The 26,660-nt window shown below is 43.7% G+C and carries 22 protein-coding genes and 5 tRNA genes; 17 read left to right on the plus strand and 10 right to left on the minus strand.

Annotated features, from left to right (window positions below):
* The first annotated feature begins 185 nt into the window (after positions 1-185).
* Positions 186-1,355 carry a patatin family protein gene (locus tag MZ182_RS07820; protein WP_248066515.1) on the plus strand — a complete coding sequence of 390 codons (1,170 nt, stop codon included), beginning with the start codon at positions 186-188 and terminating at the stop codon, positions 1,353-1,355.
* A gap of 191 nt (positions 1,356-1,546) precedes the next feature.
* Here the strand turns inward: MZ182_RS07820 and asnB are convergent, their stop codons facing one another.
* From asnB to purM, 6 genes are all read right to left on the minus strand, one after another.
* Entirely contained in the window at positions 1,547-3,211 is a 1,665-nt protein-coding gene (asnB, locus tag MZ182_RS07825) for an asparagine synthase B (RefSeq protein WP_011789716.1), read from the minus strand.
* A gap of 591 nt (positions 3,212-3,802) precedes the next feature.
* Complete coding sequence (locus tag MZ182_RS07830; protein ID WP_025008261.1) at positions 3,803-5,476, minus strand: M28 family metallopeptidase; 1,674 nt, start codon at positions 5,474-5,476, stop codon at positions 3,803-3,805.
* A gap of 327 nt (positions 5,477-5,803) precedes the next feature.
* On the minus strand, positions 5,804-6,622 hold the full coding sequence (locus tag MZ182_RS07835) for a TIR domain-containing protein (protein WP_025008262.1): 819 nt from the start codon (positions 6,620-6,622) through the stop codon (positions 5,804-5,806).
* A gap of 310 nt (positions 6,623-6,932) precedes the next feature.
* Positions 6,933-7,679, minus strand: coding sequence for an HAD-IIA family hydrolase (locus MZ182_RS07840; protein ID WP_011789714.1), 747 nt, complete (start codon positions 7,677-7,679; stop codon positions 6,933-6,935).
* A 156-nt stretch (positions 7,680-7,835) separates the two neighbouring features.
* Entirely contained in the window at positions 7,836-8,480 is a 645-nt protein-coding gene (gene purN, locus MZ182_RS07845; protein ID WP_011789713.1) for a phosphoribosylglycinamide formyltransferase, read from the minus strand.
* Complete coding sequence (gene purM / locus MZ182_RS07850; protein WP_011789712.1) at positions 8,480-9,517, minus strand: phosphoribosylformylglycinamidine cyclo-ligase; 1,038 nt, start codon at positions 9,515-9,517, stop codon at positions 8,480-8,482. Before purM ends, purN begins: the two co-directional genes overlap by 1 nt.
* A gap of 332 nt (positions 9,518-9,849) precedes the next feature.
* On the opposite strand from purM, the gene upp reads away from it, so the two are divergent.
* Positions 9,850-10,476: a uracil phosphoribosyltransferase gene (gene upp, locus MZ182_RS07855; RefSeq protein WP_248066517.1), complete on the plus strand. Its 627-nt coding sequence runs from the start codon at positions 9,850-9,852 to the stop codon at positions 10,474-10,476.
* Positions 10,477-10,601: 125 nt separating this feature from the next.
* On the opposite strand, the gene MZ182_RS07860 is transcribed toward upp, so the two are convergent.
* Entirely contained in the window at positions 10,602-11,921 is a 1,320-nt protein-coding gene (locus MZ182_RS07860; protein ID WP_011919103.1) for a Na+/H+ antiporter family protein, read from the minus strand.
* 386 nt (positions 11,922-12,307) lie between these two features.
* On the opposite strand from MZ182_RS07860, the gene MZ182_RS07865 reads away from it, so the two are divergent.
* Positions 12,308-12,913 carry a peroxiredoxin C gene (locus MZ182_RS07865; RefSeq protein ID WP_011789709.1) on the plus strand — a complete coding sequence of 202 codons (606 nt, stop codon included), beginning with the start codon at positions 12,308-12,310 and terminating at the stop codon, positions 12,911-12,913.
* 82 nt (positions 12,914-12,995) lie between these two features.
* Here MZ182_RS07865 and rnt read toward each other — a convergent pair whose 3' ends face one another.
* Positions 12,996-13,667, minus strand: coding sequence for a ribonuclease T (rnt, locus tag MZ182_RS07870; protein WP_011789708.1), 672 nt, complete (start codon positions 13,665-13,667; stop codon positions 12,996-12,998).
* Positions 13,668-13,809: 142 nt separating this feature from the next.
* On the opposite strand from rnt, the gene motY reads away from it, so the two are divergent.
* The 14 genes from motY (at position 13,810) to MZ182_RS07940 (ending at position 23,528) form a co-directional block, all read left to right on the plus strand.
* Positions 13,810-14,679, plus strand: coding sequence for a flagellar protein MotY (motY, locus tag MZ182_RS07875; RefSeq protein ID WP_011919105.1), 870 nt, complete (start codon positions 13,810-13,812; stop codon positions 14,677-14,679).
* 551 nt (positions 14,680-15,230) lie between these two features.
* The gene (locus MZ182_RS07880; protein ID WP_011789706.1) at positions 15,231-17,420 is read left to right on the plus strand and encodes a prolyl oligopeptidase family serine peptidase; all 2,190 of its coding nucleotides are present in this window, start codon (positions 15,231-15,233) and stop codon (positions 17,418-17,420) included.
* A gap of 169 nt (positions 17,421-17,589) precedes the next feature.
* Positions 17,590-17,991: a tol-pal system-associated acyl-CoA thioesterase gene (gene ybgC / locus MZ182_RS07885; protein ID WP_011789705.1), complete on the plus strand. Its 402-nt coding sequence runs from the start codon at positions 17,590-17,592 to the stop codon at positions 17,989-17,991.
* Positions 17,981-18,667: a protein TolQ gene (gene tolQ / locus MZ182_RS07890; RefSeq protein WP_011789704.1), complete on the plus strand. Its 687-nt coding sequence runs from the start codon at positions 17,981-17,983 to the stop codon at positions 18,665-18,667. Before ybgC ends, tolQ begins: the two co-directional genes overlap by 11 nt.
* Positions 18,667-19,101 carry a protein TolR gene (gene tolR / locus MZ182_RS07895; protein WP_011789703.1) on the plus strand — a complete coding sequence of 145 codons (435 nt, stop codon included), beginning with the start codon at positions 18,667-18,669 and terminating at the stop codon, positions 19,099-19,101. The genes tolQ and tolR overlap by 1 nt, the downstream gene beginning before the upstream one ends.
* The gene (gene tolA / locus MZ182_RS07900; protein WP_014610343.1) at positions 19,102-20,091 is read left to right on the plus strand and encodes a cell envelope integrity protein TolA; all 990 of its coding nucleotides are present in this window, start codon (positions 19,102-19,104) and stop codon (positions 20,089-20,091) included.
* Between the two features lie 9 nt (positions 20,092-20,100).
* Positions 20,101-21,429 carry a Tol-Pal system beta propeller repeat protein TolB gene (gene tolB, locus MZ182_RS07905; RefSeq protein WP_248066519.1) on the plus strand — a complete coding sequence of 443 codons (1,329 nt, stop codon included), beginning with the start codon at positions 20,101-20,103 and terminating at the stop codon, positions 21,427-21,429.
* A gap of 46 nt (positions 21,430-21,475) precedes the next feature.
* Positions 21,476-22,012, plus strand: a complete 537-nt coding sequence (gene pal, locus MZ182_RS07910; RefSeq protein WP_011789700.1) for a peptidoglycan-associated lipoprotein Pal — start codon at positions 21,476-21,478, stop codon at positions 22,010-22,012.
* A 24-nt stretch (positions 22,013-22,036) separates the two neighbouring features.
* Positions 22,037-22,795, plus strand: coding sequence for a tol-pal system protein YbgF (gene ybgF, locus MZ182_RS07915; protein WP_248066521.1), 759 nt, complete (start codon positions 22,037-22,039; stop codon positions 22,793-22,795).
* Positions 22,796-22,937: 142 nt separating this feature from the next.
* Positions 22,938-23,013: transfer RNA gene (locus MZ182_RS07920), tRNA-Lys, on the plus strand.
* A gap of 59 nt (positions 23,014-23,072) precedes the next feature.
* Positions 23,073-23,148 (plus strand) — tRNA-Lys (locus MZ182_RS07925).
* A 38-nt stretch (positions 23,149-23,186) separates the two neighbouring features.
* Positions 23,187-23,262, plus strand: a tRNA-Lys gene (locus MZ182_RS07930).
* A gap of 58 nt (positions 23,263-23,320) precedes the next feature.
* A tRNA-Lys gene (locus MZ182_RS07935) sits at positions 23,321-23,396 on the plus strand.
* A gap of 56 nt (positions 23,397-23,452) precedes the next feature.
* Positions 23,453-23,528 (plus strand) — tRNA-Lys (locus tag MZ182_RS07940).
* A 46-nt stretch (positions 23,529-23,574) separates the two neighbouring features.
* Here MZ182_RS07940 and MZ182_RS07945 read toward each other — a convergent pair.
* Together MZ182_RS07945 and MZ182_RS07950 are read right to left on the minus strand one after the other, a co-directional pair.
* On the minus strand, positions 23,575-24,330 hold the full coding sequence (locus MZ182_RS07945) for a DUF2057 domain-containing protein (protein WP_248069748.1): 756 nt from the start codon (positions 24,328-24,330) through the stop codon (positions 23,575-23,577).
* A gap of 203 nt (positions 24,331-24,533) precedes the next feature.
* Positions 24,534-26,600, minus strand: a complete 2,067-nt coding sequence (locus MZ182_RS07950; RefSeq protein WP_248069750.1) for a bifunctional 2',3'-cyclic-nucleotide 2'-phosphodiesterase/3'-nucleotidase — start codon at positions 26,598-26,600, stop codon at positions 24,534-24,536.
* Positions 26,601-26,660 lie beyond the last annotated feature (60 nt).

Below are 26,660 nucleotides of genomic sequence, written 5' to 3' on the forward strand. Positions count from 1 at the left end.
GGCCAATCTTGCGCGAATAATCACCCGTTGCTCTGCCTGTATTCTTGGCTTTTGCGCGGATTAATCCAGTGAGGCTTATCATCTTAATAGTGTTTATCTATTAAGGTGATAGCTTCTATCCGTTATCCTTTCTCGTTTAGCTTGTTTAGACTCGCCTTATATGAATTATTCGATAAGGTTTTCCTATGCACGCCGCCAGCCAGTTAACCACAATAGACGCTCAATCTAACGTTAGCCCACAGGTGGCCCTGATTGCAGAAGGTGGTGGTCAGCGCGGTATATTCACCGCAGGCGTGCTCGATGCTTGGCTCGATGGCGGATTCGATCCCTTCGATTTATTTATTGGCACGTCGGCAGGTTCGCAAAATTTAACCAGCTTTTTAGCTAGACAAAAGGGTTATGCCAAACGCTTGATCCGCGGTTTATCGCGCCATAAACGCTTCTATCGACTCGGTCGCGGGTTAGTCGGCGGCAATGTGGTCGATTTAGATTGGTATTTTGATCAGACGCGACAGGGGATGTTTAAATTAGATCTTAATGCGGCGACGGCCTCACTCGGTCATCGGCAGTTACTGATCACCACCACGAATGCCAGTGATCGCAAGGGTTATTTTTTAAGTCCAAGCAGTAAAAGCCAGTGGCGCGAATTGTTAAAAGCTTCTAGCGCATTACCATTTTTGTATAAACAAGGGGTGAAACTCACGCCTTGGCTGAGTGACAGCGCCTGTAATAGTGACAATGCCTGTAATAGCGACAAGGCTTCTAATAACGGCGCGGCTAATCATAACGCTTCTGATAATAGCGTCTCTGATCACGGTGCAGCATCAAGCGAAGGTATTGACAGTGATTTTTATCTCGATGGCGGCTTAGCTGCGCCTTTACCTGTGCGTGAGGCCTATCGTCGTGGTGCCCGCAAAATTGTGGTGATCCGCACTGTGAGCGAGGATTTTCAGGCGCAATCGGCTTGGGTCCATAAATTAAAATCGTGGATTTGTGTTTCTGGCTTTTGCCCGAAAACCATAGATTATTTAGTGCAACATGAACAAGCCTATCAGGATGAATTGGCGTTTATCGCTAATCCACCAGAGGATGTGGAGATAGTGCAGATTTTTGCTACTGAAAATTTGCAGAGTAAATTGCTGGGCAGTACCGATACGGATTTACGCCATGATTATCATGCGGGGCTGAGTGCTGGAAAGCAGTTTTTAACCCAAGATCCGATGGCGTTGACGCAGAGGAATACTTATTTTCAAGCTCAAGTGCAAGCCAATGCGCATACTCAAACTCAAACTCATATTCAAGCTCACTCTCAAGCTCACTCTCAAATCCAGCCACTCAGTGCGTTGTCGGCCTAGTTTGGTTTTGAGTTAAGCCATAATGTTGTGCGTGAGTAAGCAATAAAAGTAAAAAGTATCAAAATACAAAAGCCACCTAGGGGTGGCTTTTGTATTTGTTCGGTAAGTCTGTCGCACTAAGTGCACTTAGGTTGGGGGCTGAATCAGTTAGTCAACCTAGTTTATGAATGGAGTCCATCAATGTTAGACCATTAATAACTTGCGGTATGCACTGAGCGTACTGCTCGGCCCGATGGGTCGATAATGCCGCGTAAGCTTTCGTCCCAAGCTAGTGCTTCTGGTGTTGAACAGGCGACGGATTTACCGCCTGGAACCGTTTCTGCAGCGCCGCTCAGTGGATAATGTTCCTCAAAGAAGCAGCGATAGAAGTACGCCTCTTTGGTTTCTGGCGTGTTATAGGGGAAGCGGAATTTCGCATTTGCCAGTTGCAAATCATCGACCTGCGCCGCCGCTTGTTCTTTCAAACCGTCAATCCAAGAGTAGCCCACGCCGTCACTGAATTGTTCCTTCTGACGCCACGCCACTTCTTTTGGCAATTTATGCTCAAAGGCTTTACGCAGAATGTGTTTCTCAATACGGCCATCCTTAGACATTTTCGCTTCAGGGTTGATACGCATTGCCACATCCATAAACTCTTTATCGAGGAAGGGCACGCGAGCTTCTAATCCCCAAGCGGCCATGGCTTTGTTGGCACGCAGACAATCGAACAGATGCAGTTTATCGAGTTTGCGCACTAATTCCTCGTGGAATGCCTGTGCGTTTGGCGCTTTATGGAAGTATAAATAGCCGCCAAATAACTCGTCAGCACCTTCGCCCGATAACACCATTTTAATGCCCATAGCTTTGATTTTACGCGCCATTAAATACATTGGCGTGGCAGCACGTATGGTGGTGACATCGTAGGTTTCTAAGTGATAGATCACTTCTTTAATCGCATCTAAGCCTTCTTGGAAGGTGAAATGGATCTCATGGTGAATCGTACCAATGGCATCGGCGACTTTTTTGGCGGCGATAAGATCGGGCGCACCTTTTAGACCGACGGCAAAGGAATGCAACTGTGGCCACCAAGCGTTGGTCTCACCATCATCTTCAATTCTGCGCTTAGCAAAGGTTTGGGTGATGGCGGAAATGATCGATGAATCTAAGCCGCCTGACAGCAACACACCATAGGGCACATCTGACATTAATTGACGTTTGACCGCCGCTTCTAATGCGTCACGCAATTCTTCTTGGCTGGCTGGATTATCTTTAACTGCATCATAGCTTTGCCAATCTCGGCTATAGTATTTAACGGCTTCACCATCCTTTGAATAAAAATATTGGCCAGGTTGGAATTCTTCTACGGTTTTACACACTGGCATCAAGGCTTTCATCTCTGAGGCAACATAGAAGTTACCCGCAGCGTCACGGCCTGTGTATAGCGGGATGATACCCATGTGATCGCGGCCGATAAGGTAACTATCTTGAGCTTTGTCATATAACACAAAGGCGAAGATACCGTTTAATTTATCTAGAAATTCAGTGCCGTATTCTTGATACAGCGCCAAGATCACTTCGCAGTCAGAGTTGGTTTGATAGCTGTACTTATCGCCTAACTGGGCTTTCAATTCTTTATGGTTATAGATTTCGCCGTTGACCGCGAGGATCAAACTGCCATCTTCAGTCAGCAGCGGCTGGGCACCGTGTTCAATGTCAACAATCGCTAAACGCTCATGGGCAAGAATCGCTTTATCGCTGGCATAAATACCTGACCAGTCAGGGCCACGATGGCGCATAAGCTTAGACATTTCTAGCGCGACTTGGCGCAGTTGTTTGGCATCAGATTGGATATCTAAAATCGAAAAGATTGAACACATAGTACAACTCCCACACTGTCTGTCATTTGAGGATGTCTCAATTGAGGTTTAATGTGCCAGCTATTTAGCGTTTTGCCAAACACTATTTTTGATGATTTATCTATTTATTGGTGATTTTATTGATTTTGATGTTTGTGTTTAATGATTTTATTTGAGAATAATTCATTAAAATTGAGTTATTTTTGATTATTTGTTTTTATTTTTTGATTTGGCGCGGGGAGTTTTGGGGAATTCACAATGTGTTTTGAAAAAGTGTCGATGATAGAAAAACCGCTAAAAAAGACCTTAAACAATGAGTTGTCACGTTTAAGTGTTTTATTTTTAATCAATTAATGCGCCGAGTTTGACATCAAAAAATGGTATAAGCCTATTCAGAATTGTGTGGCAGGATGGATATTTCGCGATAACGGCATTGTTTGTGAGCTGAAAACAAAAAAAGCACGTGAATGGTTCACGTGCTTGTAGGTCTTGTTTGGCGCTTTGGCTGGTGGAGGAGACGCTTGGCGCTTTATTTCGCAGGTTCTACTAGCAGGCGCCAATAAGAGACGACTAACTAAGCCGCCTCGCACAAGCTGTCACTGATACAAGCTGCTATTTTGCGTCCGTTACCAGCGTTGTTTTGGCTGGGCGCAGGCTATTGAATTCTGTGCCTTGATAGTATCCCGGCCAATCTTTACTGTTGCCCAATGTGCGTGTGACTTGGTAGTAGATTTGCAAGTCTTGCAGCGCGCCACTTAAATCCCAATCTTCACGATATTCATCGCAGACATTGTGATAGCAGCCTTTCATTGTGGCTTGCATCTGGGTTTTATAGGCAGCCGTGGCCTCATCTATGGGATCGCTACCGCCGCCGGCAAAGACTGCGGGTACGCCCAGTTTGGCAAAGCTGAAATGATCTGAGCGGAAAAAACCGCCCGAAGCGGGATTTTTTTCACCCATGGGGATACGATTTTGTTGTTTAGCTGCATCGATAAGGTAGGTTTCTAACTCTGATTTACCTTTGCCGACAATGGTAAAGTCTTTGGTTTTACCGTAGATATTGGTGCTGTCTAGGTTTAGCACTGCCACGGTTTTGTCGATCGGATAAAGTGGATTAGCGGCATAATAGCGCGAACCGAGTAAGCCCTGTTCTTCACCTGTTGTAGCAATAAAGGTGACCGAACGGGCTAAACCGTGGCCTTGTTTGACATTATCGACAAGCTGTCTGGCGATTTCTAAAATGCCTGCAATACCCGAGGCATTATCCATGGCGCCGTTATAAATTTGATCGCCTGTTTTCGTTTCATCTTTGCCTATGTGATCCCAATGGGCGGTAAAGAGGATTTGTTCATCTGCTTGTGTGTTGCCGGGAAGTGTGGCGACCACATTGTAGCTATTCGCATATTCGGCTTTGTTTTTAAAAGCGATGTTGGCCGTTTGCTCAAGGGGTAAATTGATTGGGCTGTCGGCGGCGCGCGCCATTAAATTAGGCAGTGATAAACCCGCTTTATCAAAAATTTGCGTCGCGGCATCTAAGGTGAGCCAGCCTTCGACTTGCACTCGACTATCTTGCTCGGCTTTACTTAGCACCAGATCTTGCTGTGGTCCAGTCCAACTATTTTCTATCACGGACCAAGGGTAAGAGGCGGGCTCGGTATCATGGATAATCAGTGCGCCAAGGGCGCCTTGGCGGCTCGCTTCCTCAAATTTGTAGCTCCAGCGGCCGTAATAGGTCATGGCTTTACCAGTAAATTTCCCTGAGTCAGGGCGAGCAAAGCCGGGATCGTTCACTAAGATCACCGCAATTTTGCCTTTCATATTGAGATCTTGGTAATCATTCCAACCATATTCAGGGGCGTTCACCCCATAGCCGACGAAGACTAATGGTGCGTTCTCAACACGAATACCACCGTTATCGTGGCGACTGTTGAGGACGATATCTTGTCGGTATTTAAAGGGTAACCCTGCCAGCGTGACTTGCTGCGCTTCATCTGCGGTATAGCTCACCATAGGCACAGGTTGTAAAAAGCTGCCTTGGTACGCGCCCTTGAGTCCCATCTCTGTAAAGGCTTTGGTCAAATAGTCCAAGGTGAGTTTTTCACCGTGAGTGGTCGGCGCACGGCCTTCAAATTCGTCGGATGATAGGGCTTTAATATCATTTCTAAAACGTGCTTCATTCATTTGCACGGGTTTAAGTGCGGCACTGTTATTGGTATCAGGTTGTGCCGAATGAGGGCTACAGGCACTGAGCAAGGCTAGCGCGCATAACGGATACAGACGTCGCATAGGTTAATCCTACTGTTGTTTTAATTAAGGTATTTTAGATTTCTGTTAATCAATCAGAAGCGAGACTTATCATGAAGCAAGCCGCTGTGAGCCACAAGGCTGAGAAGAAGGCGAATATGTTACTTAATGTTGCTTTACCCTATGCAATACGCCTTTGGGCGAGGCGTGTTACATAGGTCATATTTCCCAATTGTAGGAGCGGGTTTTACCGACAATCACAAAGTCGGGGTTGATATTGGTAATGAGCAAGCCTGATAAAATGAGTTAACCATTTGTATCACAACAATTCTATGATGTGTTTAGCAAGGGACTCCACTCTAGTGGTAACTAGTAAAGTTTATTCATATCAACATCATAGCCAGCTTTCTTCATTTCTAATGCAATTTTTGTTTTCCAGTCTTCTCTAATGTATACAACACCACTAATATCATTTGGTATTTCAATACCCTCAGCAACTAAGGGTACTACATTTTTTCGAGTTAGCTTACCTATCAATAAACCATGTTCAAAGACAACATTTTGTCTTGCTCTAGCTTTTAGGTTACCGGTTTCTGCTTGCGCTTTTACCTCACCTAAGTCATCTGCAGTGTATAGAACGATAGCGAAATCTGTAGTATCAGAATACTCTTCGATTTTCTCGATGATTGTAGTGCTTCCACCACTAGCTTGTTCGTGAAGAATGATTGGCTCAAAACCTAGCTTTTGGATAAAGCGTGCCGTTTCATGCTTAACTTCGTTGTTATGGCCGTGAACAATAAAGACATTTTTGGATTTTTCTTTGGGTGTTGTTTCCACTTGTTTAACTTCCTTATTGATTGGAGTGAAATCATACTCATTATTTTGTATATCAAGAATTAACGAATCTAAAAATGAATCAACTTTGATACCCGTGTTTCTAATAAAGTAGTCAGCATCCGACTCCCCATACCTAGTTTGATAAATTTCATATGGAGAGAATAATTGATTGTAGTTTTTAATTGCTCTTGGTAATTGCTTTTTGAAGTATTGATGTAATGCTCTCTGCCAAGCACTGAAGCGTTGTTCTCCAAATTCTTTACTGCGTTTTTGGTAGGCTGCTACGACGACTTCGTCTACTAAACGCTCTCTAAATTTTGTTAGCTCTTTGATAATCTCTTGCTTGTCCATCAATGCCTCACAAAACAATGTTATTAGAAGCATTCTATCTCGTTATGCGGATATGGCAAGAAGTAGGGAGGGGTAACTGGCTGTTTTACAATGAAGTTTGTGATGCCGTTCTAAAGGTGTTACTAGCCACTTCATCCAAAATTGAAATTATCGCAGCTTTTAATCCACTTTAAAGGGGCGCTTAGAAAACCATATCGATCTGTGAAATTAACCTGACACAGAATTATGAACAGCCTCTATTTAGTTTATATTGCCCAGAGCCGTAAGCACTGGGCACATATTGGGAAATGAGCTTAATTAAAGTGAAGATTTAAACAACGTCTATATCGCCCGCGCAGGCAAACACATGGTTTGGTCGGAAGGGCTCTTTATCAATATCTTCGAGCTTACTCACGCCGCTAGTGACCAGAATGGTCTCAAGCCCAGCTTGGAAGCCCGCCAAAATATCGGTGCGCATATTATCGCCTATGATGACAGTATCTTCCGAGTGGCCATCAATATGATTAAGCGCTGAGCGAATAATCCAGGCACTCGGTTTGCCCACGTAGAAGGGTTTTTTACCGGTAATACGTTCGATGGGAGAGCATAGCGCGCCACATGCAGGACTAAATGCTGGGCCGTGAGTATCTGGATTGGTTGCAATAAAGCGCGCACCGCGAGCCACAAAACCTGCAGCCTTATGGATCATCTCCCAGTTATAGGAACGCGTTTCTCCAATAATGACAAAGTCGGGATTAATATCGGTAATGGTAAAGCCCGCTTTGTAGAGTTCATGGGTGAGGGCGCCTTCACCGATAACAAAGGCCTTGCTGCCTTCTTGGTGTTTTAAAAAGTCGGCGGTTGCCATGGCGGAGGTATAAAAACATTCTTCAGGAATATCCATACCGGCAGCACTTAAGCGGTTTTGCAGATCCTTACCCGTTTGTACTGGATAGTTGGTGAGAACGACTAATGGATTGCCTTGCGCTAAAATACGTTGGATAAATTTGTCGCTGCCGGGGATCAGTTTATTGTCGTGCAGTAGTACACCATCGATATCACAAATAATATTTTTCATCTAATAGTCTCTTGTCATGCCGAGCAAAATTCACTTTTTGTTGGGTTATCTAATGCCACATTGTCCTAAAAAACAATGCTTTTGTAGAAAATAGTTAAAAAAATAGAGACCCGCAGGTCTCTATTTTTGATTGATACGACTTACTGTCAAGTGGAACTAATCAGGCGCGTAACCGCTTGGGCCGATAAGGTTGCCATCAAGATAGGCTTGGCCGTTTTGCATGTTAAGACGTTGCTGACTAAACCATTTCACCACGAGTGGATAAATCGCATGTTCTTGCTCATGTACGCGGGCGGCAAGCATGTCCGCCGTATCGTCTTCATAAACAGGGACTTTGGCCTGTAATATCACAGGGCCTGCATCAAGCTCAGGCGTGACAAAATGCACGCTAGCACCATGTTCGCTGTCGTTAGCGTCGATGGCGCGTTGATGAGTGTTTAAGCCAGTGTATTTGGGTAACAGCGAAGGATGGATGTTGATTATCCGGCCTAAATAACGATTGACGAGGTCATCGGTTAAGATCCGCATAAATCCCGCTAATACGATTAAATCGGGTTGATACTGTTCAATCACCGCGATTAAGCGTGCATCGTATTCAGAGCGAGATTCACCTTGATGCGCTATCACGCAGCTAGTATCAATTTCATTATAATGGGCGCGAACTAGGCCATAGGCATCGGGTTTATTACTGATCACTCCGACAACTTCGGCCTGCAGATTATCGTCACAACCGTCGATAATCGCTTGCAGGTTACTGCCATTTCCGGAAATTAATACAACTACACGACAGCGCTGGGGCATTACAGGATCTCCACTTGCTCTTCATTGCCTTCTCGATGTGCAATAGCACCGATAAGCCATGCTTGTTCGCCTTCTGCTGCCAGTAATGCAAGTGCTGCATCCACTTTATCGGCAGGTAGCGCGACTATCATGCCGACGCCACAGTTGAAGGTACGATACATTTCGTACTGGGCAATATTGCCATTTTCCATTAACCAACTGAAAACAGCAGGCCATTGCCATGAGTCGCCTTGGATAACCGCTTTGCAATTATCTGGCAATACGCGGGGGATATTCTCCCAGAAGCCACCGCCAGTAATGTGCGCCATCGCATGGATATCAGATGCTTCAATCAGTTTGAGCAATGATTTTACGTAAATTTTGGTTGGCTCAAGGAGATGTTCAATTAGCGGTTTGCCATTGAGATCTTGCTGAGGGTCTGCTTGGCTTACTTCTAATACCTTACGGACTAAAGAGTAACCATTTGAATGAGGGCCGCTTGAGGCTAATGCAATAAGTGCATCACCCGCTGCCACTTTGCTACCGTCAATGATGTCGGCTTTTTCAACTACACCGACGCAGAAACCCGCTAGGTCGTAATCTTCACCTTCATACATGCCTGGCATTTCAGCGGTTTCACCGCCAATTAACGCACAACCAGATTGGAAACAACCTTCGCCGATGCCATTCACTACAGAGGTTGCAGTTTCAACATCGAGTTTGCCCGTTGCATAGTAATCGAGGAAAAACAGTGGCTCAGCGCCTTGAACGATAAGATCGTTCACACACATAGCAACTAAATCGATGCCAACAGTGTCATGTTTTTTATAATCGATAGCTAAACGTAATTTAGTACCAACACCGTCGGTGCCAGAAACTAAAACGGGTTGTTTGTATTTAGTGGGGATTTCACACAGAGCGCCAAAACCACCTAAGTTGCCCATAACTTCTGGACGACGGGTACGTTTTACGGCGGCTTTAATGTTACTTACCAGTGCATTACCTGCATCAATATCAACGCCGGCATCTTTATAGCTCAGTGGGGTAGGAGTGCTCACGGAGGGATCCTCTCGGGTACATCGTTATTGGATTTTATGCGGCGGTATTCTATCAGCTTGTGCTAGGGGTCGAAAGCCATGATTTGGATTTATCCCATTTGGTGAGATATTTTTGCTATCAACCACTGTGAATTTGCTGTTGATACTGTGTAATTGGTCACAAAAGAGTAAATAGGCGCGCGTATCTTAACCAGTGGAAACCTTTTCTTGGGAGATCGCTCACGATTAGACCGAATGGCAAAACTTTATGTTTTACCCAATAAACAAATCAACTAGAATCTGAAAAATTTGCCTCAAAAAATAATATCCGCGAACAAAAGTAGGAGAGAAAAATGAAAGTTGTCGAGGTTAAACATCCGTTAGTGCTTCACAAAATCGGCCTAATGCGCGAAGGTGACATTAGCACTAAGCGTTTCCGTGAACTGGCTGCTGAAGTGGGCAGTTTATTAACCTATGAAGCTACCGCAGATTTCGAAACCGAAACTGTTACGATTGAAGGCTGGAATGGTCCGGTTGAAGTCGATCAAATCAAAGGTAAAAAAGTCACTGTCGTGCCAATTTTACGTGCGGGTTTGGGTATGATGGACGGTGTACTCGAACACATTCCAAGTGCGCGCATCTCTGTTGTGGGTATTTACCGTGATGAAGAGACCCTTGAGCCTGTGCCTTATTTTGAGAAGCTGGCGAGTGATATGAACGAGCGTATCGCCTTAGTTGTTGACCCAATGCTCGCTACCGGTGGTTCTATGATTGCGACCGTCGATTTATTGAAAAAGCGCGGTTGTACTTCAATTAAGGCCTTAGTGCTAGTGGCTGCGCCTGAAGGCATTAAAGCCTTAGAAGCAGCGCATCCTGATATCGAGTTATATACTGCGGCTATCGATAGATGCTTAAACGAGAAAGGTTATATCCTGCCAGGTCTTGGCGATGCAGGTGATAAAATTTTTGGTACTAAGTAATCGTCCTTTCAGCTTAGCATGACGATTCATATAGCCTGTTAATATTAGGGTGTTTGATCATAAAGGCCGAATCGCATTGCGATTCGGCCTTTTGTTTTGTGTTTACATTGACCCGTTGTTAACGGCTATAGCACCATAGCGGCAATCCAACCAAACACTAACAACGGAATATTGTAGTGAATAAAGGTTGGGATTACGCTATCACGTATATGATCGTGTTGGCCGTCGGCATTTAAACCTGCTGTGGGGCCCAAGGTGGAATCTGACGCAGGTGATCCCGCATCACCTAATGCTGCCGCTGTACCAACTAATGCAATTGTTGCCGCTACAGAAAAACCAAAACTTAATGCGAGAGGCACGTAAATAGTCGCAATAATAGGAATAGTCGAGAAGGATGAACCTATTCCCATCGTGATCAGCAAACCGACAACGAGCATCAAAAAAGCAGCAAGGGCTTTATTGTCACCAATCATCTCGCCAAGTGACGCAACAAGTGTACCGACTTCTCCCGTTTCTTTTACTACGGCAGCAAAACCTGCGGCAGAAATCATAATAAAGCCGATGTTTGCCATCATGCGCACGCCTTGATTGAAGATATCTTGGTCGGCAACGTGTTTTAATGCACCTGAAAAACTGAAAATCATAAAACCGACTAAGGCACCGAAGATCATTGAGTCGGTTTCAAGTTGTACAAACAACGTCGCAAGAATTGCTAACGCAGCGATAGCGATATTACGTTTATTAAGGCTTTCTTCTGGTGCCGCCATGACCGCTTTAGCATCTTCATATATCCGAGGTTTACGGTAACTGATAAATACAGCCGTCAGTAAGCCTACTACCATACCCGCAGCAGGGATTAACATGGCAGGAGGAATTTGATCCCGCACGGCGACTAAGCCATTACTGGTAAGGTTTGATAGCAAAATATCATTTAAAAAAATTCCCCCAAAACCAATTGGCAAAATCATATAGGTGGTGACAAGCCCAAACGTAAGCACACAAGCGACTAGACGACGGTCAATGTTCAGTTTGGACATCACATGTAATAGTGGCGGTACGAGGATTGGAATAAAAGCAATGTGGATTGGCAAAATATTTTGTGAGGCCATCGACATAGCAAGCAGCGACAATAGCAGTAACCAACGGACCCAATGAGTGTTTGTGGCATTAGGCTCTTTGCCTAAACTGCTGATAATAGATTTAGAGATAAGTGCCGTTAATCCTGAGTGCGATAGTGCGACGGCAAAGGCACCTAATAATGCATAACTGAGCGCAATTTGTGCGCCGCCACCTAAACCGGTATTAAAGGCGTCTATGGTTTGATGAAGATCCATACCGCCAATCAACCCTGCAACAAGGGCGCTAACGGTCAGAGCGATCACCACATTCACTCTAAACAAACTGAGTGCCAACATTAAACACACTGCAATTACGACTGCATTCATAGTCAATTTCTTAATTCTGTAAACCAAAGGGCGTATTTTTGACTGCAAAGGCTGTGTCTGTCCAGTTTGGCGAGAATTATTCTGCAAAATATCTGAGAATGTGATCCGCTTGGCGTTAGCGTGTTCATTGAATGTGGATGACGTTGGGTATGAGTTAAACAGATTGCTCTATCCTTAATCATTAAAATCGAATAGCCCTTGAAAAATGTGATATTGGTCTTAAATAGGTTGTAAGGCACGATGTACGACTTATAATGCCTAAAGATTTGATTGGTAAGTACACCCCTTAAGCATTTTCCACTTTGAAGCCTTTTGCGCCAATAAGAGGGGTTTTAGGGGGAGTGTCTTACTTTATAGTTAGTTCAACTCATAGATGGAGATATAAAATGAGCGTATTAGTAGGCCGTCCGGCTCCGGATTTCACTGCTGCGGCGGTATTAGGTTCTGGCGAAATCGTAGATAGCTTTAACTTAACGGCTGCAATTAAAGGTAAACCAGCAGTCGTATTTTTCTATCCACTTGACTTCACTTTCGTTTGCCCATCAGAGTTAATTGCCTTTGATCACCGCATGGAAGAGTTCACTAAACGTGGCGTAGAAGTGATCGGTGTGTCTATCGATTCTCAGTTCACTCACAATGCATGGCGTAATACTCCAGTTGAAAAGGGCGGCATTGGTCAAGTTAAATACACGCTAGTAGCTGACGTTAAACACGAAATCTGTAAAGCGTACGATGTTGAGCATCCTGATGCGGGCGTAGCGTTCCGTGGTTCATTCCTTATCGACAAAGAAGGCATGGTTCGTCATCAAGTGGTTAACGACCTGCCATTAGGCCGTAACGTCGATGAAATGTTACGTATGATCGATGCACTGCAATTCCACGAAGAGCACGGCGATGTTTGCCCAGCAGGTTGGGAAAAAGGCGACAAAGGTATGAACGCAAGCACTGAAGGTGTTGCTGCTTACCTGTCTGAAAACGCAAGCTCTCTGTAATCGAATAGAGCGAGTGAATAAAAAAGCTGCCAATTGGCAGCTTTTTGTTTTTATTGAATAAATCTAGCTTCAGTGATTGAGTTTATTCTTCTGTGTCACTTTCAGCATCTTGCGCACCTGCAGCCAGTAAAGGCCAACCGCCTAATTGTTTCCAGCGATTGACTATGTAGCAAAAGAGCTCCGCTGTGCGTTCAGTATCATATAACGCTGAGTGGGCTTCTTTATTGTCAAAGGGAATACCTGCCATCATACATGCTTTCGCTAAAACCGTATGACCAATAGCAAGTCCTGCGAGTGTAGCGGTATCGAAGGTGGCAAAAGGATGAAATGGTGAGCGTTTTAAGTCACAACGCTCAATCGCTTTACTGACAAAACCATGATCAAAAGCGGCATTATGGGCCACAATAATACAGCGATGACAATCAGCAGCTTTTTGTGCCTTTTTGACAGCTTTAAAAATGTCTAAAAATGCCTCTTTTTCGCTGACAGCGCCACGTAATGGATTGTTAGGATCTATCCCATTAAAAGCGAGTGCTGCAGGTTCTAAATTGGCGCCTTCAAATGGTTCTATATGGAAGTGCAAGGTTTTATCAATGCCTAGCATGCCCTCATCATCCATTTTCAGCAGGGTGACGGCTATTTCCAGCAACGCATCCGTTTGAGAGTTGAAGCCCGCCGTTTCGACATCAATGACTACCGGAAAGTAGCCTCGAAATCGGTGTTTCAATTTGTTCGCGTCGCAAATGTCGCTCATTAAGATACCCAATAAAATTCACAGGGCGCTATTATGCTAAATGCACTTGGGTGTGTCATGCTTGATTGGTGGTTTTATAAGCTAAAGGAACTAAATAGTTTGCCGATAAAGCCATGTAACCGATTAATCATGAGTAAAGGCTATGTGGCGAAAACTGATATTAGTATCAATTTTATGCGTTCCTGCAACTGCAACGGCAGAGTTGCGCCATTATGTGGCCTCGTTAAATAATTCCCAATGGCGGGTTACTGAGAATTCTCCTATCGTTTGTCGTCTTGAGCATGATATTCCATCCTATGGTAAAGCTATTTTTACCAGTGAGGCGGGTAAACAACTGAATCTTAACTTCACGTTAGATATGTGGCTTAAACCGGACCAAGTGACTCAAGCACAGTTAATTAGTCGTTCACCCCAATGGCGTCCTGGTGTGGTATCTAAAGAAATCACTTCTTTACGCTATCAAAAATATTTTAACGGTGAAGTGCCTAAGCGTGCAGCTTGGTCAATGTTAGACGAACTAAGCCGTGGTATGCAGCCCACATTTTATTATGCGGATTGGTATAACGAATCGACTAAAATTGCAGTTGGGTTATCCGCGGCTAATTTTGGCCGTAAATATGCCGAGTTTAAGGCTTGTCTTGCTCACTTATTACCTTATAGTTTTGAGGATATAGCGTTCACCGTACTTAATTATAATGAAGGCGGGACTGACTTAACGCGTTTTTCTAAGCAACAGCTAACACGGGTGCAGGAATATCTGGCCTATGATCCTAATGTTGAACTGGTGCTGGTGGATGCCTATACCGATAGTTATGGTGGCCGTTCGGTTAACCAAAGAGTGTCAGATAACCGCGCTGAGTCGGTGAAAGAGTTTTTCCTATCCAGTGGTATCCCTCAAGATCGTATTTTAACGGTTGGTCATGGTGAGCGGCGTCATGTAGCTTCAAATGAAGATATAGATGAAAGGGCCCGTAATCGCCGAGTCGTGATCAGGATAAGTAAACCAATGTAGTCAGCAAGACATTTTGTATGGGGATGTGTTATTAATGCCAAGTATTATGCTTGGCATTATTATTTTACACGGGATAAAAAAAGCCCACTTAATCTAAGTGGGCCGCAAAATAATGCATTTGCAATCAACAAATTGAAGGAAGTCAAGCATAAGAACCAGGGATGAAACTGACATGTTGGGAACACATCAGCTTAAAAGTTCTTGTTTTCAATATCTGAAGACAGATACTTCCTGAAAACAAGGCTATTCTAGTGCTTGGCATTACACAAAACAAACGAGAAAAATTGCCTGTATACATTAGCAAATCTAATGGACTATTAAGTGATCTAGCTCACTTAAGTCACTATTTACCTTCATTAATAACTTATCAATCAGTTTAAGTGCATAAAAATACATTTCAATCAGCTTATCTTTGTTACCACTTTATTAAATCCATTAACGGTCTTAAAAAAAGCGTAATGAGATTACGGGATTGCCATGGAGATTTTAGCTTGTATAGTACTTGCTGAAAAAGGCGTTAAGCCCGAAACCACAAGAAGGACGATAATGAGATGGCAGTAAGATTTCACCTTGCAAAGCAAGGTTTGCTAGTCGCCACACTAGGACTGGCGCTTGGTGCTTGCCAAAGTGGCAATACTCCTGAACAACATTCAGTTGAGGTGCAACAAGCGAGTAGCAATAAGTTTGTTTATCCTGAAACGGATAAAGACGATTTAGTTGAAACTATTCATGGTATTTCGGTGGCGGATCCTTATCGTCATCTTGAAGCAAACACGCCAGAAACAGAAAAATGGGTAAAAACACAACAAGCTTTTGGTCAAGAATATTTAGCCAAAATACCCAATAAACAAGCTGTTGTTGAACGTATTACTGAGTTATGGAATTACGAGAAGGTTTCAGCTCCCTTTGAGCATGGTGAAAATCAATTCTACTACCGCAATGATGGTTTACAGGCTCAATCTGTCTTGTATGTAAAAGGCCGTGATGGTGTTGAAAAACCAATACTTGATCCAAATAAACTTTCAACAAACGGCACTGTTGCACTATCAGGGGTCTCTGTTAGCAATGATGGTAAAATTTTAGCTTATGGGGTGTCTAATTCAGGTTCTGATTGGCAACAGTGGCAGTTTATCAACGTAGCTACAGGTAAAAAGCTATCGGACGAATTAAAGTGGATTAAATTTTCTAACGCAGTTTGGGATAAAGAAAACCAAGGGGTGTTTTATGCTCGCTATGATGCCCCCGCTGGTGGTGATTTATTAGCCGATGTCAACTTTAATCAAAAAGTGTATTACCACACATTAGGTACTGATCAACGTCAGGATTTATTGATTTACGAACGCCCTCAAAATAAAGATTGGGGCTTTAAAATTGATGTTTCGGAACAAGGTGAATATTTATTATTATCTATTTCACAAGGTACAGATAAACGCAATCGCTTCTTCTATAAATCGCTGTTTGAGCCTAAATCTCAAGTAGTGGAATTGATCCTCAATTTAGAAGCTGAATATGAGTTTTTAGGTAATGATGGTTCGGTGTTTTATTTTAAAACCGATTTAGATGCTCCTAACGGTAAAGTGATTGCGATTGATACCCGTAATAGCGATAAATCCCAATGGCAAACGATTATTCCTGAGTCAAAGGATCCAATTAATAATGTTGCCATTATTAATGACCATTTAGTGGTGAGTTATTTACACGATGTATTAGGTCAATTATCGATTTACAGCATGGGTGGTCAGAAGCGTCAAGATGTCGCGTTACCAGGTCTTGGTAATGTGACAGGACCTTTTGGCAAAGCCAGTAAAGACTATTTTTATTATGTATTTAACAGCTATATTCAACCCGAAACCACCTATAAGTTTGACTTTAAAACTGGCGGATCAACCGTTATTGCCAAACCTAAAGTCTCGTTTAATCCTGATAACTATATTTCTGAGCAAGTTTTTTATACCAGCAAAGACGGCACACGAGTGCCTATGATGCTTTCTTATAAGAAAGGCTTAGTGAAAAACGGTCAAAACCCAACATTACTTTATGCCTATGGTGGTTTTGCTATTTCGATGACCCCGCGTTTTAGTCCAGCCAATATTGCTTGGTTAGATATGGGCGGTATTTATGCTGTACCCAGTTTACGTGGCGGTGCCGAATATGGAGAAAGTTGGCATCAAGCAGGGATGTTTGATAAAAAGCAAAATGTGTTTGATGATTATTTTGCCGCAGCCGAATACTTGATTAATGAGAAATATACAAATACATCTAAACTTGGTGCCTATGGTCGCAGTAACGGTGGCCTATTGATGGGGGCTGCAGTAACACAACGCCCAGAACTGTTCGCTGCAGTATTACCTGCTGTAGGTGTTTTAGATATGTTGCGTTTCCATAAATTCACTATTGGTTGGGCTTGGACAAGTGAATATGGTAGTGCTGATAATGCGGAGCAATTTCCTGCATTATTGGCTTATTCGCCATACCACAATGTTAAAGCACAGTCTTATCCTGCCACTATGGTGATGACAGCCGATCATGATGATCGTGTTGTACCCTTACACAGTTTCAAGTTTGCAGCCATGCTGCAAGACAAACAGCAGGGAGACAAACCTGTGATCATGCGAATTGAGTCCAATGCGGGCCACGGAGCAGGTAAACCAACGGCAATGAAGATAGATGAGTTTGCCGATATTTATAGCTTCCTGTGGCAAAGTTTTGGTTTGAAGCTGCCACAAACTATCGCAAAATAACTAACAATGTTAATAAAATGGGGTCATTTGACCCCATTGTGTTTTACAATTGCTCCGATTCATCTGAAACCCGCGCTATTCCTATCTATATCTTCATAGGGTCATTCACAAGTCTTGTTTCCCTAGGTATAGTAGCGTCAATTTTTCAACCAAAACTTGCTTTCATTAAATGACGTTTCATTGGCCTATATCAGTCTATTACGAAGACACCGACGCTGGCGGCGTTGTCTATCATTCGAACTATCTCAACTTTTTTGAGCGTGCGAGAACCGAGTGGTTAAAAGCCCTTGGTGTAAGTCAGACTGCACTGTTGGCTGACGACACAGCATTTGTCGTTAAGCGTGCTGAACTCGATTTTCGAAAAGCTGCACGTTTTGAACAGAACCTTATTGTAGAAACTAAGGTCATAGAGTTGAAAAAGGCCTCGTTGGTATTTCATCAACGCTTGGTTGATCATCAGGGTGAATGTTATTGTGAAGGCACAGTGCTGGTTGTTTGTGTCGCGCTTTCACGAATGCGTCCCCGAGCAATTCCCTTAAATATTGTGCAGGAGTTTGACAGTGCAAGCTGATATGTCGATTGTTGGGTTATTTTTACAAGCCAGTTTATTAGTGAAATTTGTGATGTTCACTTTACTTGCCTTGTCAGTGATGTCTTGGACGGTGATTTTACAACGCCGTAGCCTATTATCATCAGCAAAAGGTAAATCGGCAAAATTTGAAGATAAATTTTGGTCGGGCGTAGATTTAAACCGCCTGTATAAAGAGTTATCAGCTCGTCCCGATAATACTGGCTTAGAGTCATTATTCGTGACTGGTTTTAAAGAGTATTCACGTTTAAATAAATTAAATAGCAAAGTGCCAGATGCTGTGATGGACGGTACGTCCCGTGCCATGCGTGTGACGCTTTCTCGCGAAATGGAAAAGTTAGAAGCTAACTTACCGTTATTAGCGACTATTGGTTCAACGAGTCCCTATATCGGTTTATTTGGTACTGTGTGGGGGATCATGAATTCTTTTATTGCCATTGGTTCTATGGAAAACGCCACATTAGCGATGGTCGCCCCAGGTATTGCTGAGGCATTGATTGCAACGGCGATGGGTCTATTTGCGGCAATTCCAGCGGTTATTGCTTACAACCGTTTCTCGACTCAAGTGGATAAATTGGAAATGGCCTACGCAAACTTTATGGAAGAATTCTCCAGTATTTTGCATCGCCAAGCGTACAGCGAGAAGGAAGGGGTATAATGCAACCAGCTTATCAGCGTAAACGTCGTCGCCCCGTTGCTGAAATTAACGTGGTGCCTTATATCGACGTCATGCTAGTGCTGTTAATTATTTTTATGGTAACAGCACCCATAGTGACTCAAGGCGTTAAAGTTGAGCTGCCTCAAGGGGCGGCGGAAGTGTTACCCAATGATAGTAAGCCACCTATTGTTGCCTCCATTGATGGCGACGGTGATTACTTCCTCAATAAAGGTGGTTCGAACAATGAAGAAATGGATTTGGAAGAACTTGCTACAGCTGTAGCGGCCATTATGGTGACAGAGCCTGAACGCCCAGTCGTGGTCAAGGCCGATAGAAATATTCCTTACGATAAAGTGATTCAGTTGATGGTGACCTTACAAGGTGCAGGCGTACCCTCAGTCGGTTTGATGACGGATTCACCCAAGGAGAAATAGGTGGCGGATAATTCAAATGTTGCATTGCCTCTGTCAATTTCAGCAGGTATTCATATTGGTGTGATAATTATTTTAGCGATTGGCGTTGACTTCACCCATAAACCTGAACCCGTGCAACAAGTTAGCGCCCCTGCGGTAAAAGCTGTTATGGTTGATCAGCAGAAAGTCGCTAATCAGGTTGAAAAGATTAAGCAAGAAAAACGTGAAGCTGAACGGCGTGAACAAGAACGCCAAGCTGAGCTTGAACGCAAAGCGCAAGAGGCAAGGCAAGCACGTGAACGTGAACAAGCACAGCTTAAAAAGTTGGAGCAAGAACGTAAACTGCAAGAGATTGAAACCCAAAAGGCTAACGAAGCTGCCAAAGTTGCACAGGTGAAACAGCAACAGGAAAAGGAAAAGGCACAGAAAGCCGAAGCCGACCGTAAGCTGAAAGAGCAAGAGCGTAAAGTGGCTGAAGAAGCGGCCCAAAAAGCAGCGGAAAAGCGTAAAGCAGAAGAAGCCGCTGCAGCGAAGGCCGAAACTGAGCGTAAGCAAAAAGAAGAGGCCGAACGCAAAAAGAAAGAAGAAGCTGATCGTAAACTGAAGGAAGAAGCTGAACGTAAACGTAAAGCTGATGCAGAAGCCAAGGCTCGAGCACAGCAAGAGCAGGAAATGGCCGATGCGTTAGCCGCAGAGCAGGCGGCGTTGTCGCAAACGATGAATAAGCAGATGCAGAGCGAGGTCGGTAAATATACCGCCATGATCAAGTCGACTATTCAACGCAATCTGGTTGTTGATGAGTCAATGCGAGGAAAGAGTTGTAAAGTGTCTGTGCGTTTAGCTAACGATGGATTTGTGATCAGTAGCCAAACAGATGGCGGCGATGCAAATGTATGTCGGGCGACTAAAGCGGCGATTTTGAAGGCGGGTAAACTGCCTGTCTCTCCGGATCCTGCGGTTTATAACTTGATGAAAGAAATTAACTTAATCGTTGAACCAACGTTTAATTAAAGGAGTCCCATGAAAATTTTGGCCAAATGGTTAGCATTGGCAGTACTGCTATGCACCACCCCCACAAAAGCGGCATTGGATATTGTGATCACTGAAGGTATTGATGCTGCTCGTCCTATCGCGGTCATGCCTTTTGTATGGCAAGGTACTGGCGCACCACCTCAAGCCATCGCTGATGTTGTTATGTCAGATCTTGTGCGTAGTGGCACTTTTAAACCATTAGACGAGTTAGGATTACCTCAGAGTAATATTGGCGCTGTGGCGCAATTTCAAGCGAGTGCTTGGGGGAGTGTGGGCGCAGAGGCTTTGGTTTTAGGCTCAGTTAAGCCCTATGGCACTGATCAATATCTTGTTAGTTTTGATCTAATTGATCTTGTTAAAGCGCAAAACCAAAGTTTAAAAGGGGCTGTCAGTCCAACTGAGTTTTTAATGGACAGTCGCCAAACCGTCATTTCAGCGGCACAATTTCGCCAATATGGGCATAGGATCAGCGATATTGTATATGAGAAATTGACGGGTATCCGCGGAGCATTTTTAACGCGTATCTCTTACGTAGTTGTAAACCATACGCAAAAAGCACCCTATCAGTTGATGATTGCTGATTATGACGGCTTTAACGAGCAAATGTTATTACGTTCACCAGAACCTTTGATGTCACCGACATGGTCTCCTGATGGACGTCGTTTGGCGTATGTGAGTTTTGAAAACAAGAAAGCCGAAATTTTTGTACAAGATCTGTATACCCAAGTACGTACTAAGGTGAGCAGCTTTCCTGGTATTAATGGTGCTCCAGCATTTTCACCCGATGGAAAATCCTTAGCTGTAACCTTATCTAAGGATGGTCAACCTGAAATATACGTGATTGATATTGCAACAAAGGCCATTAAACGCATTACAAACCATTATGCAATTGATACAGAACCCTCTTGGTATCCTGATGGTAAATCACTGTTGTTTACCTCTGAGCGTGGTGGTAAACCCCAGTTATATCGCGTAGATTTAGCTTCTGGCAAGGTGACTCGTGAAACCTTTGAAGGTGAATGGAACCTCGGTGGATCTATTACTCCCGATGGGCGTAGTATGATCTTTGTTAATCGAACAAATGGTAAATTTAACATTGCGCGTATGGATCTCAATACGCGTTTTATGCAGGTGCTGACTTCGACACGTTTGGATGAGTCTCCAAGCGTGGCACCTAACGGTACTATGGTGATTTATGGTACTACGCACCAAGGCAAACAAGTTTTAGCTGCCGTTTCAACGGACGGACGCTTTAAAGCAAGGTTACCGGTAGGTCAGGGTGAGGTGAAATCACCTTCTTGGTCTCCGTTTCTCTAATGTATTACACTGATTTATTAACATTTAATTTTATAAGGAACACGTAATGGATCTGAACAAGTTGTTAAAAGCTATGTTGGTAGCACTTCCAATTATGGCTATTAGTGCATGTAGCTCAACTTCTGAATCAGAAACTGATGCAATGGGCTCAACAAACGGTTCTGGTAGCGGACTGAATGGTGGTGGCGTTCAAACCGGTGGTATTGGCGGTATGCTGTCACCAGAAGAGCAACAACGTCAGCAATTGGAAGAGTTAAGAAGAGAGCACATCATTTACTTCGACTTCGACCGTAGTGAAGTTCAAACTGAATTCGCCGCTATATTAGAAGCCCATGGTACTTATCTGGTAGAACACCCAAGTGTACGTGTACTGATTGAAGGCCATGCGGATGAGCGTGGCACTCCAGAGTACAACATTGCACTAGGTGAGCGTCGTGCTAAAGCGGTTGCTAAATACTTACAAGGTATGGGCGTACAACCTAGCCAAATGAGTGTTGTCAGCTATGGCGAAGAAAAACCTCTTGATTTTTCTCGCACTGATGAAGGTTTTGGCAAAAACCGTCGTGCAGTTTTAGTTTACTAAGATTGAATTACGGAGAGTAACACCATGAAACGTGCCGTCTTAATTACGGCAATGTTCCTTGGCGCGGGTGCTGCAGTAGCAGCACCTGCACCTGTGGAAGATATTGCTGGTGGTTCAGGTGATGACAGACTCGCTCGTTTAGAGCGCATCGTTAAATCAAGACAACAAAGCGAGCTAGAAATGCAGCGTCGTCTGGATACGTTGCAGCAGGAAGTTCTCGAATTACGTGGTTTAACCGAACAACAGAATTATCAAATAGAACAGATGCAACAGCGTCAACGTCAACTTTATGATGATGTAGCGAATTTATCCTCAAAAGCTTCTGCCGCTCCAGCCGCTCCAGCCGCTTCTGCTGCCACATCGACACCTTCTGTTGCTACAGCCAATGCCGCCGCAAGTAGCTTAAGTGAAACCGCAAGTTATGAAAGCGCCGTTAACTTAGTTTTGAAAGAACGTAAGTATGACGATGCTATTCCTGCATTTAGAGCTTTTATTAAACAGTATCCAGATTCAGTGTATGCAGCCAATGCTAACTACTGGCTGGGCCAATTATTATTTAATAAGAGTGAGTTTGCTGAAGCTAAGCAAGCCTTTAATACTGTCGTTGTGCGTTTTAGCGATTCAAATAAACGTGGTGATAGTTTAGTCAAACTTGGCATGATCGCAGAGAAAACAGGCGATAAAGCGGGTGCCACTCAGTATTACCAACAAGTCGTGAAAGACTACGCAAACAGCGCCGCTGCACGTATTGCCCAGCAGCAATTGGCTGCAATTAAAGTGTAATTAACTAAAAAACATACTCTTAGTCTGTTTTTCATGCAAACGACAAAAAAATGGGAATTTGCGCTTGCATGGGAAGATGAAAAAGGTATTATAGGCGCCCTCAGAGCGGTGAGGTCGTTCGGGGCGCAAAATACCAGTAAATGGGTCGTTAGCTCAGTCGGTAGAGCAGTTGGCTTTTAACCAATTGGTCGAAGGTTCGAATCCTTCACGACCCACCACTTACTCTATTAAATAGAATAAGTTAGTGGTTTTTAGTGGAATAGTTGTGACAGCAGATGGGTCGTTAGCTCAGTCGGTAGAGCAGTTGGCTTTTAACCAATTGGTCGAAGGTTCGAATCCTTCACGACCCACCACTTTACTGAAAGTGTATAAATCAGTGCAATATTCAGATGGGTCGTTAGCTCAGTCGGTAGAGCAGTTGGCTTTTAACCAATTGGTCGAAGGTTCGAATCCTTCACGACCCACCACTTATTTTTAGATGATTAATCATAAAATAAGTGAGCCGTTTTATCGTAATATCCAGATGGGTCGTTAGCTCAGTCGGTAGAGCAGTTGGCTTTTAACCAATTGGTCGAAGGTTCGAATCCTTCACGACCCACCACTTATTTTTGGTTATTAATAACAAAATAGGTGAGTAATATACCGCAATATCCAGATGGGTCGTTAGCTCAGTCGGTAGAGCAGTTGGCTTTTAACCAATTGGTCGAAGGTTCGAATCCTTCACGACCCACCACTAATAAATCTCCTTAGTTTCGAACTCATATGTTAAATGAATCGAATCACCTTTGATTGATTTTTGCTTTGAAGCTAGCTTTAGTGTCTTCATTGGCCTGTTTATACCAGTAATCCAGCATTTGACTAATTTCCGCTTGACTAGGTGTGGTGGCAGAAGTTGTTTGCGAAGACTGATCGTTGGATGTTGAAATTGTTGATTCAATCGCGATCAAGCTTGTAGATTTAACCGCGGGGGCTTGATGCACTGGTGGCTGGTTTGCTGAAATTGCTGTTGTCGACGATACCGCTATTGCGTTGTTTGGTATTGTTGTCTCGGTATTCATAGTGAGATTTAATGAAGCAGGTTGATTGCTAAGGTTGTACTGCAATATTTCGTGTTCGAAATCCCGTCCCAGTTGAATACCATGCTTAACTAATATATCGCTGGTAAAACTTACTGCCTCATCTTGAGCATTTAATAGCGCCAGCTTGGGTGACTCATCAAATTTTTTTGTATCTCTGGCTGAGTTGATGGCGGGAAGTCTCAGTGTGAGTATCTGTGTTGATGCATCAAAACGGACAATAAGCACATCAGACTGATAGCGTACCGTTTCTGCTTGTTGTCGATATTGTACGCTATAGCGAAAGGCAATTTGATTAATACCATCGGCTAAAATGAGAGAATCACTCTTTACTGCGGGCCTACCATTGACCGTTAACACTTCAGCATTTTTAGGCAGGTTCAAAGTAATCTCGGCGGTTGCTGGCTGCACAGTGGTTAGTATTAACGCCGTAGCACATAGGATTGATTGATACTTCATACACTTTCTCTGTTATTGCGAGTCGGCTGCTAAATAATAGGGCAGATATTTTGCGAAAGCAGGGTTAATTCTAGTGTGGATCAAGATCAGATAAATAGCGATAAACCATTTATAGGAGCCGTCCATTAAGGTTGGTTTTGTCATTGAGAGTAAAAAAGGCTCACAAGGAGCCTTTTTGAGCATGATATCTCGGGATTGAACGCTTATTTGGTTAGGTCGATGCTATAAACGGCAAAACCCAGTTCATCCTTGCTGATCTTCTTCATTTCACGTTGTTTATTGGCTTCGATAAAGGCAGCGGCTTTGTCACTGTCTTGGGTTTCGAAGCGAACGTCTAAGGTGACGTTAGTGCTGATGGTTTTGAAATCCCAGTTGTAATCGGCACTTGGATTTACCATAGCGTCGTATTTGCCAGTGGTTTCGTTGTACTGAGATTGCGCTGTGATATAGGCCGCTAACGCTTCACGGTTAGTGTCAGGTAGCTCAAGCACCACATGGTCGCTACCCGTACCTGCAAACTTACCGCCAAAGGCACGGTAGTTATTTGAGGCGACAATAAACGCTTTTGCGGCAAATTCTTCACCAGTGATGACTTTGCCGTTTTCATCTGTATAGCTTAAGTCAACGATACGGTTTGCGTTGGCATTAACGACGGCGCAATCGCGGTCAAACTTGCTCGGTTGAGTCACATCAATTTTATAGGTTAAGCCATCGAGTACGTCGAAGTTATAGGTTGGATGACCATCCCAGTTAATTAAACTTTGTGGTGTGGTTTTTGTTGGATCGATTTGATTGAATTGGTTCGCTGAGCACTCAAGCCAATCTTTTAACTCTGCACCTGTCGCTTTGACTGCCACCATAGTATTGGGATATAGGTACAGATCGGCGGCGTTTTTAAAGGTCAGTGGGCCTTTATCAACTTGCACAAATTGATCGGCATCGCTGGTTGTACCGTGGCGACCACCTGCTTTAAAAGGAGCTGAGGCCGATAGCACTGGCAGATCTTTTAATTCCGGAGGTAATTTTGCTTTCACGTTAGCGATTTGTGCATCGGACACGATTTGTACCGTTGGATCGTCCTGCACTAAGGTCAGGAAGCTGTACATGTCCGCTGCGGCAACGCCGATAGGTTCATCCACAAAAGCGAGGGTGCCTTGGTGTTCTGCTGCGACTGCATCTCTAATTGCAGGATCTTGGCTAACTAACTCTTCCTTAGTTGTACCATTATAGATAGGGCGAGCTTGCGTTTTGGCACTAAGGACATGCCATTTACCATCTTTACGCTCAAGTTTAAAGTCAACCACTCCCAAGTTATCACCCCAGCGTCCTGGCATAACTGCAGGTATGCCGTTCAGTAAGCCTTTAGTGACATCGGTATTAGGTAAGTCAGCATACTTAGCATCTGGGAAGATGGAATGGCTGTGACCAAAGAGAATTGCATCTATGCCGTTGATATAGGTCAACGCATAAGTGGCGTTTTCAGCCATAGGATCGCCAGGATTTTCCGTTGATCCAATACCAGAATGAGGGATGGCGATAATAAGATCGGCACCTTTTGCTTTCATCTCGGGGACATATTTTTTCGCGGTTTCAATAATATCTTCGACCGTGACTTTACCCGTCAGATTTTGTTTATCCCACAATAGAATTTGCGGTGGCACAAAACCAATATAACCAATGTTAATGGTTTGATTATTGCCTTCGCTGTCGATAATGGTTTTTTGTTTGATGAGATAAGGGGTGAATAAATGCTCACCTTTTTTAACCTCATTCCAACAACCATTATCGTCGGCGCAATAAACGTTTGAGTTGATATAAGGGAAATCTGCACCACTAATGGATTTATTTAAGAAATCTAAACCATAGTTAAATTCATGGTTACCGATATTACCGACTTCATAATCTAATAGGTTCATGGCTTTATAGGCTGGATGAATATCACCCATTTGCAGGCCAACTTTAGCCATATAATCGCCCATTGGGCTGCCTTGTAGCAGATCGCCATTATCAACGAGTACACTGTTTTTGGCTTCATTGCGTGCAGCGTGGATTAAGCTTGCAGTGCGGGCTAGACCGATAGTTGGATCATTTTTACCACTGTAGTAATTGAAATCCATGATATTTGTGTGCAAATCTGTGGTTTCTAGCACCCGTAAATCTGCTTGAACGACACGGTCATCAGGTTGAATAATCGTGTCATCATCTGAGCCACAGGCACTCACGCCAAGGGCGGCAGTGATCATCACTGCAAGTATTTTCTTATTTAACATAGTTATCTCTATTTATATTTATTTGACCCCAATGCATGCTCCGTAAAGGAGCATGCTCAT

This window comes from Shewanella sp. JNE2, from assembly GCF_023159115.1.
Lineage (GTDB): Bacteria > Pseudomonadota > Gammaproteobacteria > Enterobacterales > Shewanellaceae > Shewanella > Shewanella putrefaciens.

Coding starts and splice junctions, on each gene's coding strand:
- MZ182_RS07950 (WP_248069750.1), bottom strand. CDS start 26,600: ATGTTAAATAAGAAAATACTTGCAGTGATGATCACTGCCGCCCTTGGC.
- MZ182_RS07830 (WP_025008261.1), bottom strand. CDS start 5,476: ATGCGACGTCTGTATCCGTTATGCGCGCTAGCCTTGCTCAGTGCCTGT.
- rnt (WP_011789708.1), bottom strand. CDS start 13,667: ATGAGCGACATTTGCGACGCGAACAAATTGAAACACCGATTTCGAGGC.
- ybgC (WP_011789705.1), top strand. CDS start 17,590: ATGACGTTTCATTGGCCTATATCAGTCTATTACGAAGACACCGACGCT.
- ybgF (WP_248066521.1), top strand. CDS start 22,037: ATGAAACGTGCCGTCTTAATTACGGCAATGTTCCTTGGCGCGGGTGCT.
- motY (WP_011919105.1), top strand. CDS start 13,810: ATGTGGCGAAAACTGATATTAGTATCAATTTTATGCGTTCCTGCAACT.
- tolR (WP_011789703.1), top strand. CDS start 18,667: ATGCAACCAGCTTATCAGCGTAAACGTCGTCGCCCCGTTGCTGAAATT.
- tolB (WP_248066519.1), top strand. CDS start 20,101: ATGAAAATTTTGGCCAAATGGTTAGCATTGGCAGTACTGCTATGCACC.
- purN (WP_011789713.1), bottom strand. CDS start 8,480: ATGCCCCAGCGCTGTCGTGTAGTTGTATTAATTTCCGGAAATGGCAGT.
- MZ182_RS07945 (WP_248069748.1), bottom strand. CDS start 24,330: ATGAAGTATCAATCAATCCTATGTGCTACGGCGTTAATACTAACCACT.
- upp (WP_248066517.1), top strand. CDS start 9,850: ATGAAAGTTGTCGAGGTTAAACATCCGTTAGTGCTTCACAAAATCGGC.
- MZ182_RS07865 (WP_011789709.1), top strand. CDS start 12,308: ATGAGCGTATTAGTAGGCCGTCCGGCTCCGGATTTCACTGCTGCGGCG.
- MZ182_RS07840 (WP_011789714.1), bottom strand. CDS start 7,679: ATGAAAAATATTATTTGTGATATCGATGGTGTACTACTGCACGACAAT.
- MZ182_RS07860 (WP_011919103.1), bottom strand. CDS start 11,921: ATGAATGCAGTCGTAATTGCAGTGTGTTTAATGTTGGCACTCAGTTTG.
- MZ182_RS07820 (WP_248066515.1), top strand. CDS start 186: ATGCACGCCGCCAGCCAGTTAACCACAATAGACGCTCAATCTAACGTT.
- asnB (WP_011789716.1), bottom strand. CDS start 3,211: ATGTGTTCAATCTTTTCGATTTTAGATATCCAATCTGATGCCAAACAA.
- MZ182_RS07835 (WP_025008262.1), bottom strand. CDS start 6,622: ATGGACAAGCAAGAGATTATCAAAGAGCTAACAAAATTTAGAGAGCGT.
- MZ182_RS07880 (WP_011789706.1), top strand. CDS start 15,231: ATGGCAGTAAGATTTCACCTTGCAAAGCAAGGTTTGCTAGTCGCCACA.
- pal (WP_011789700.1), top strand. CDS start 21,476: ATGGATCTGAACAAGTTGTTAAAAGCTATGTTGGTAGCACTTCCAATT.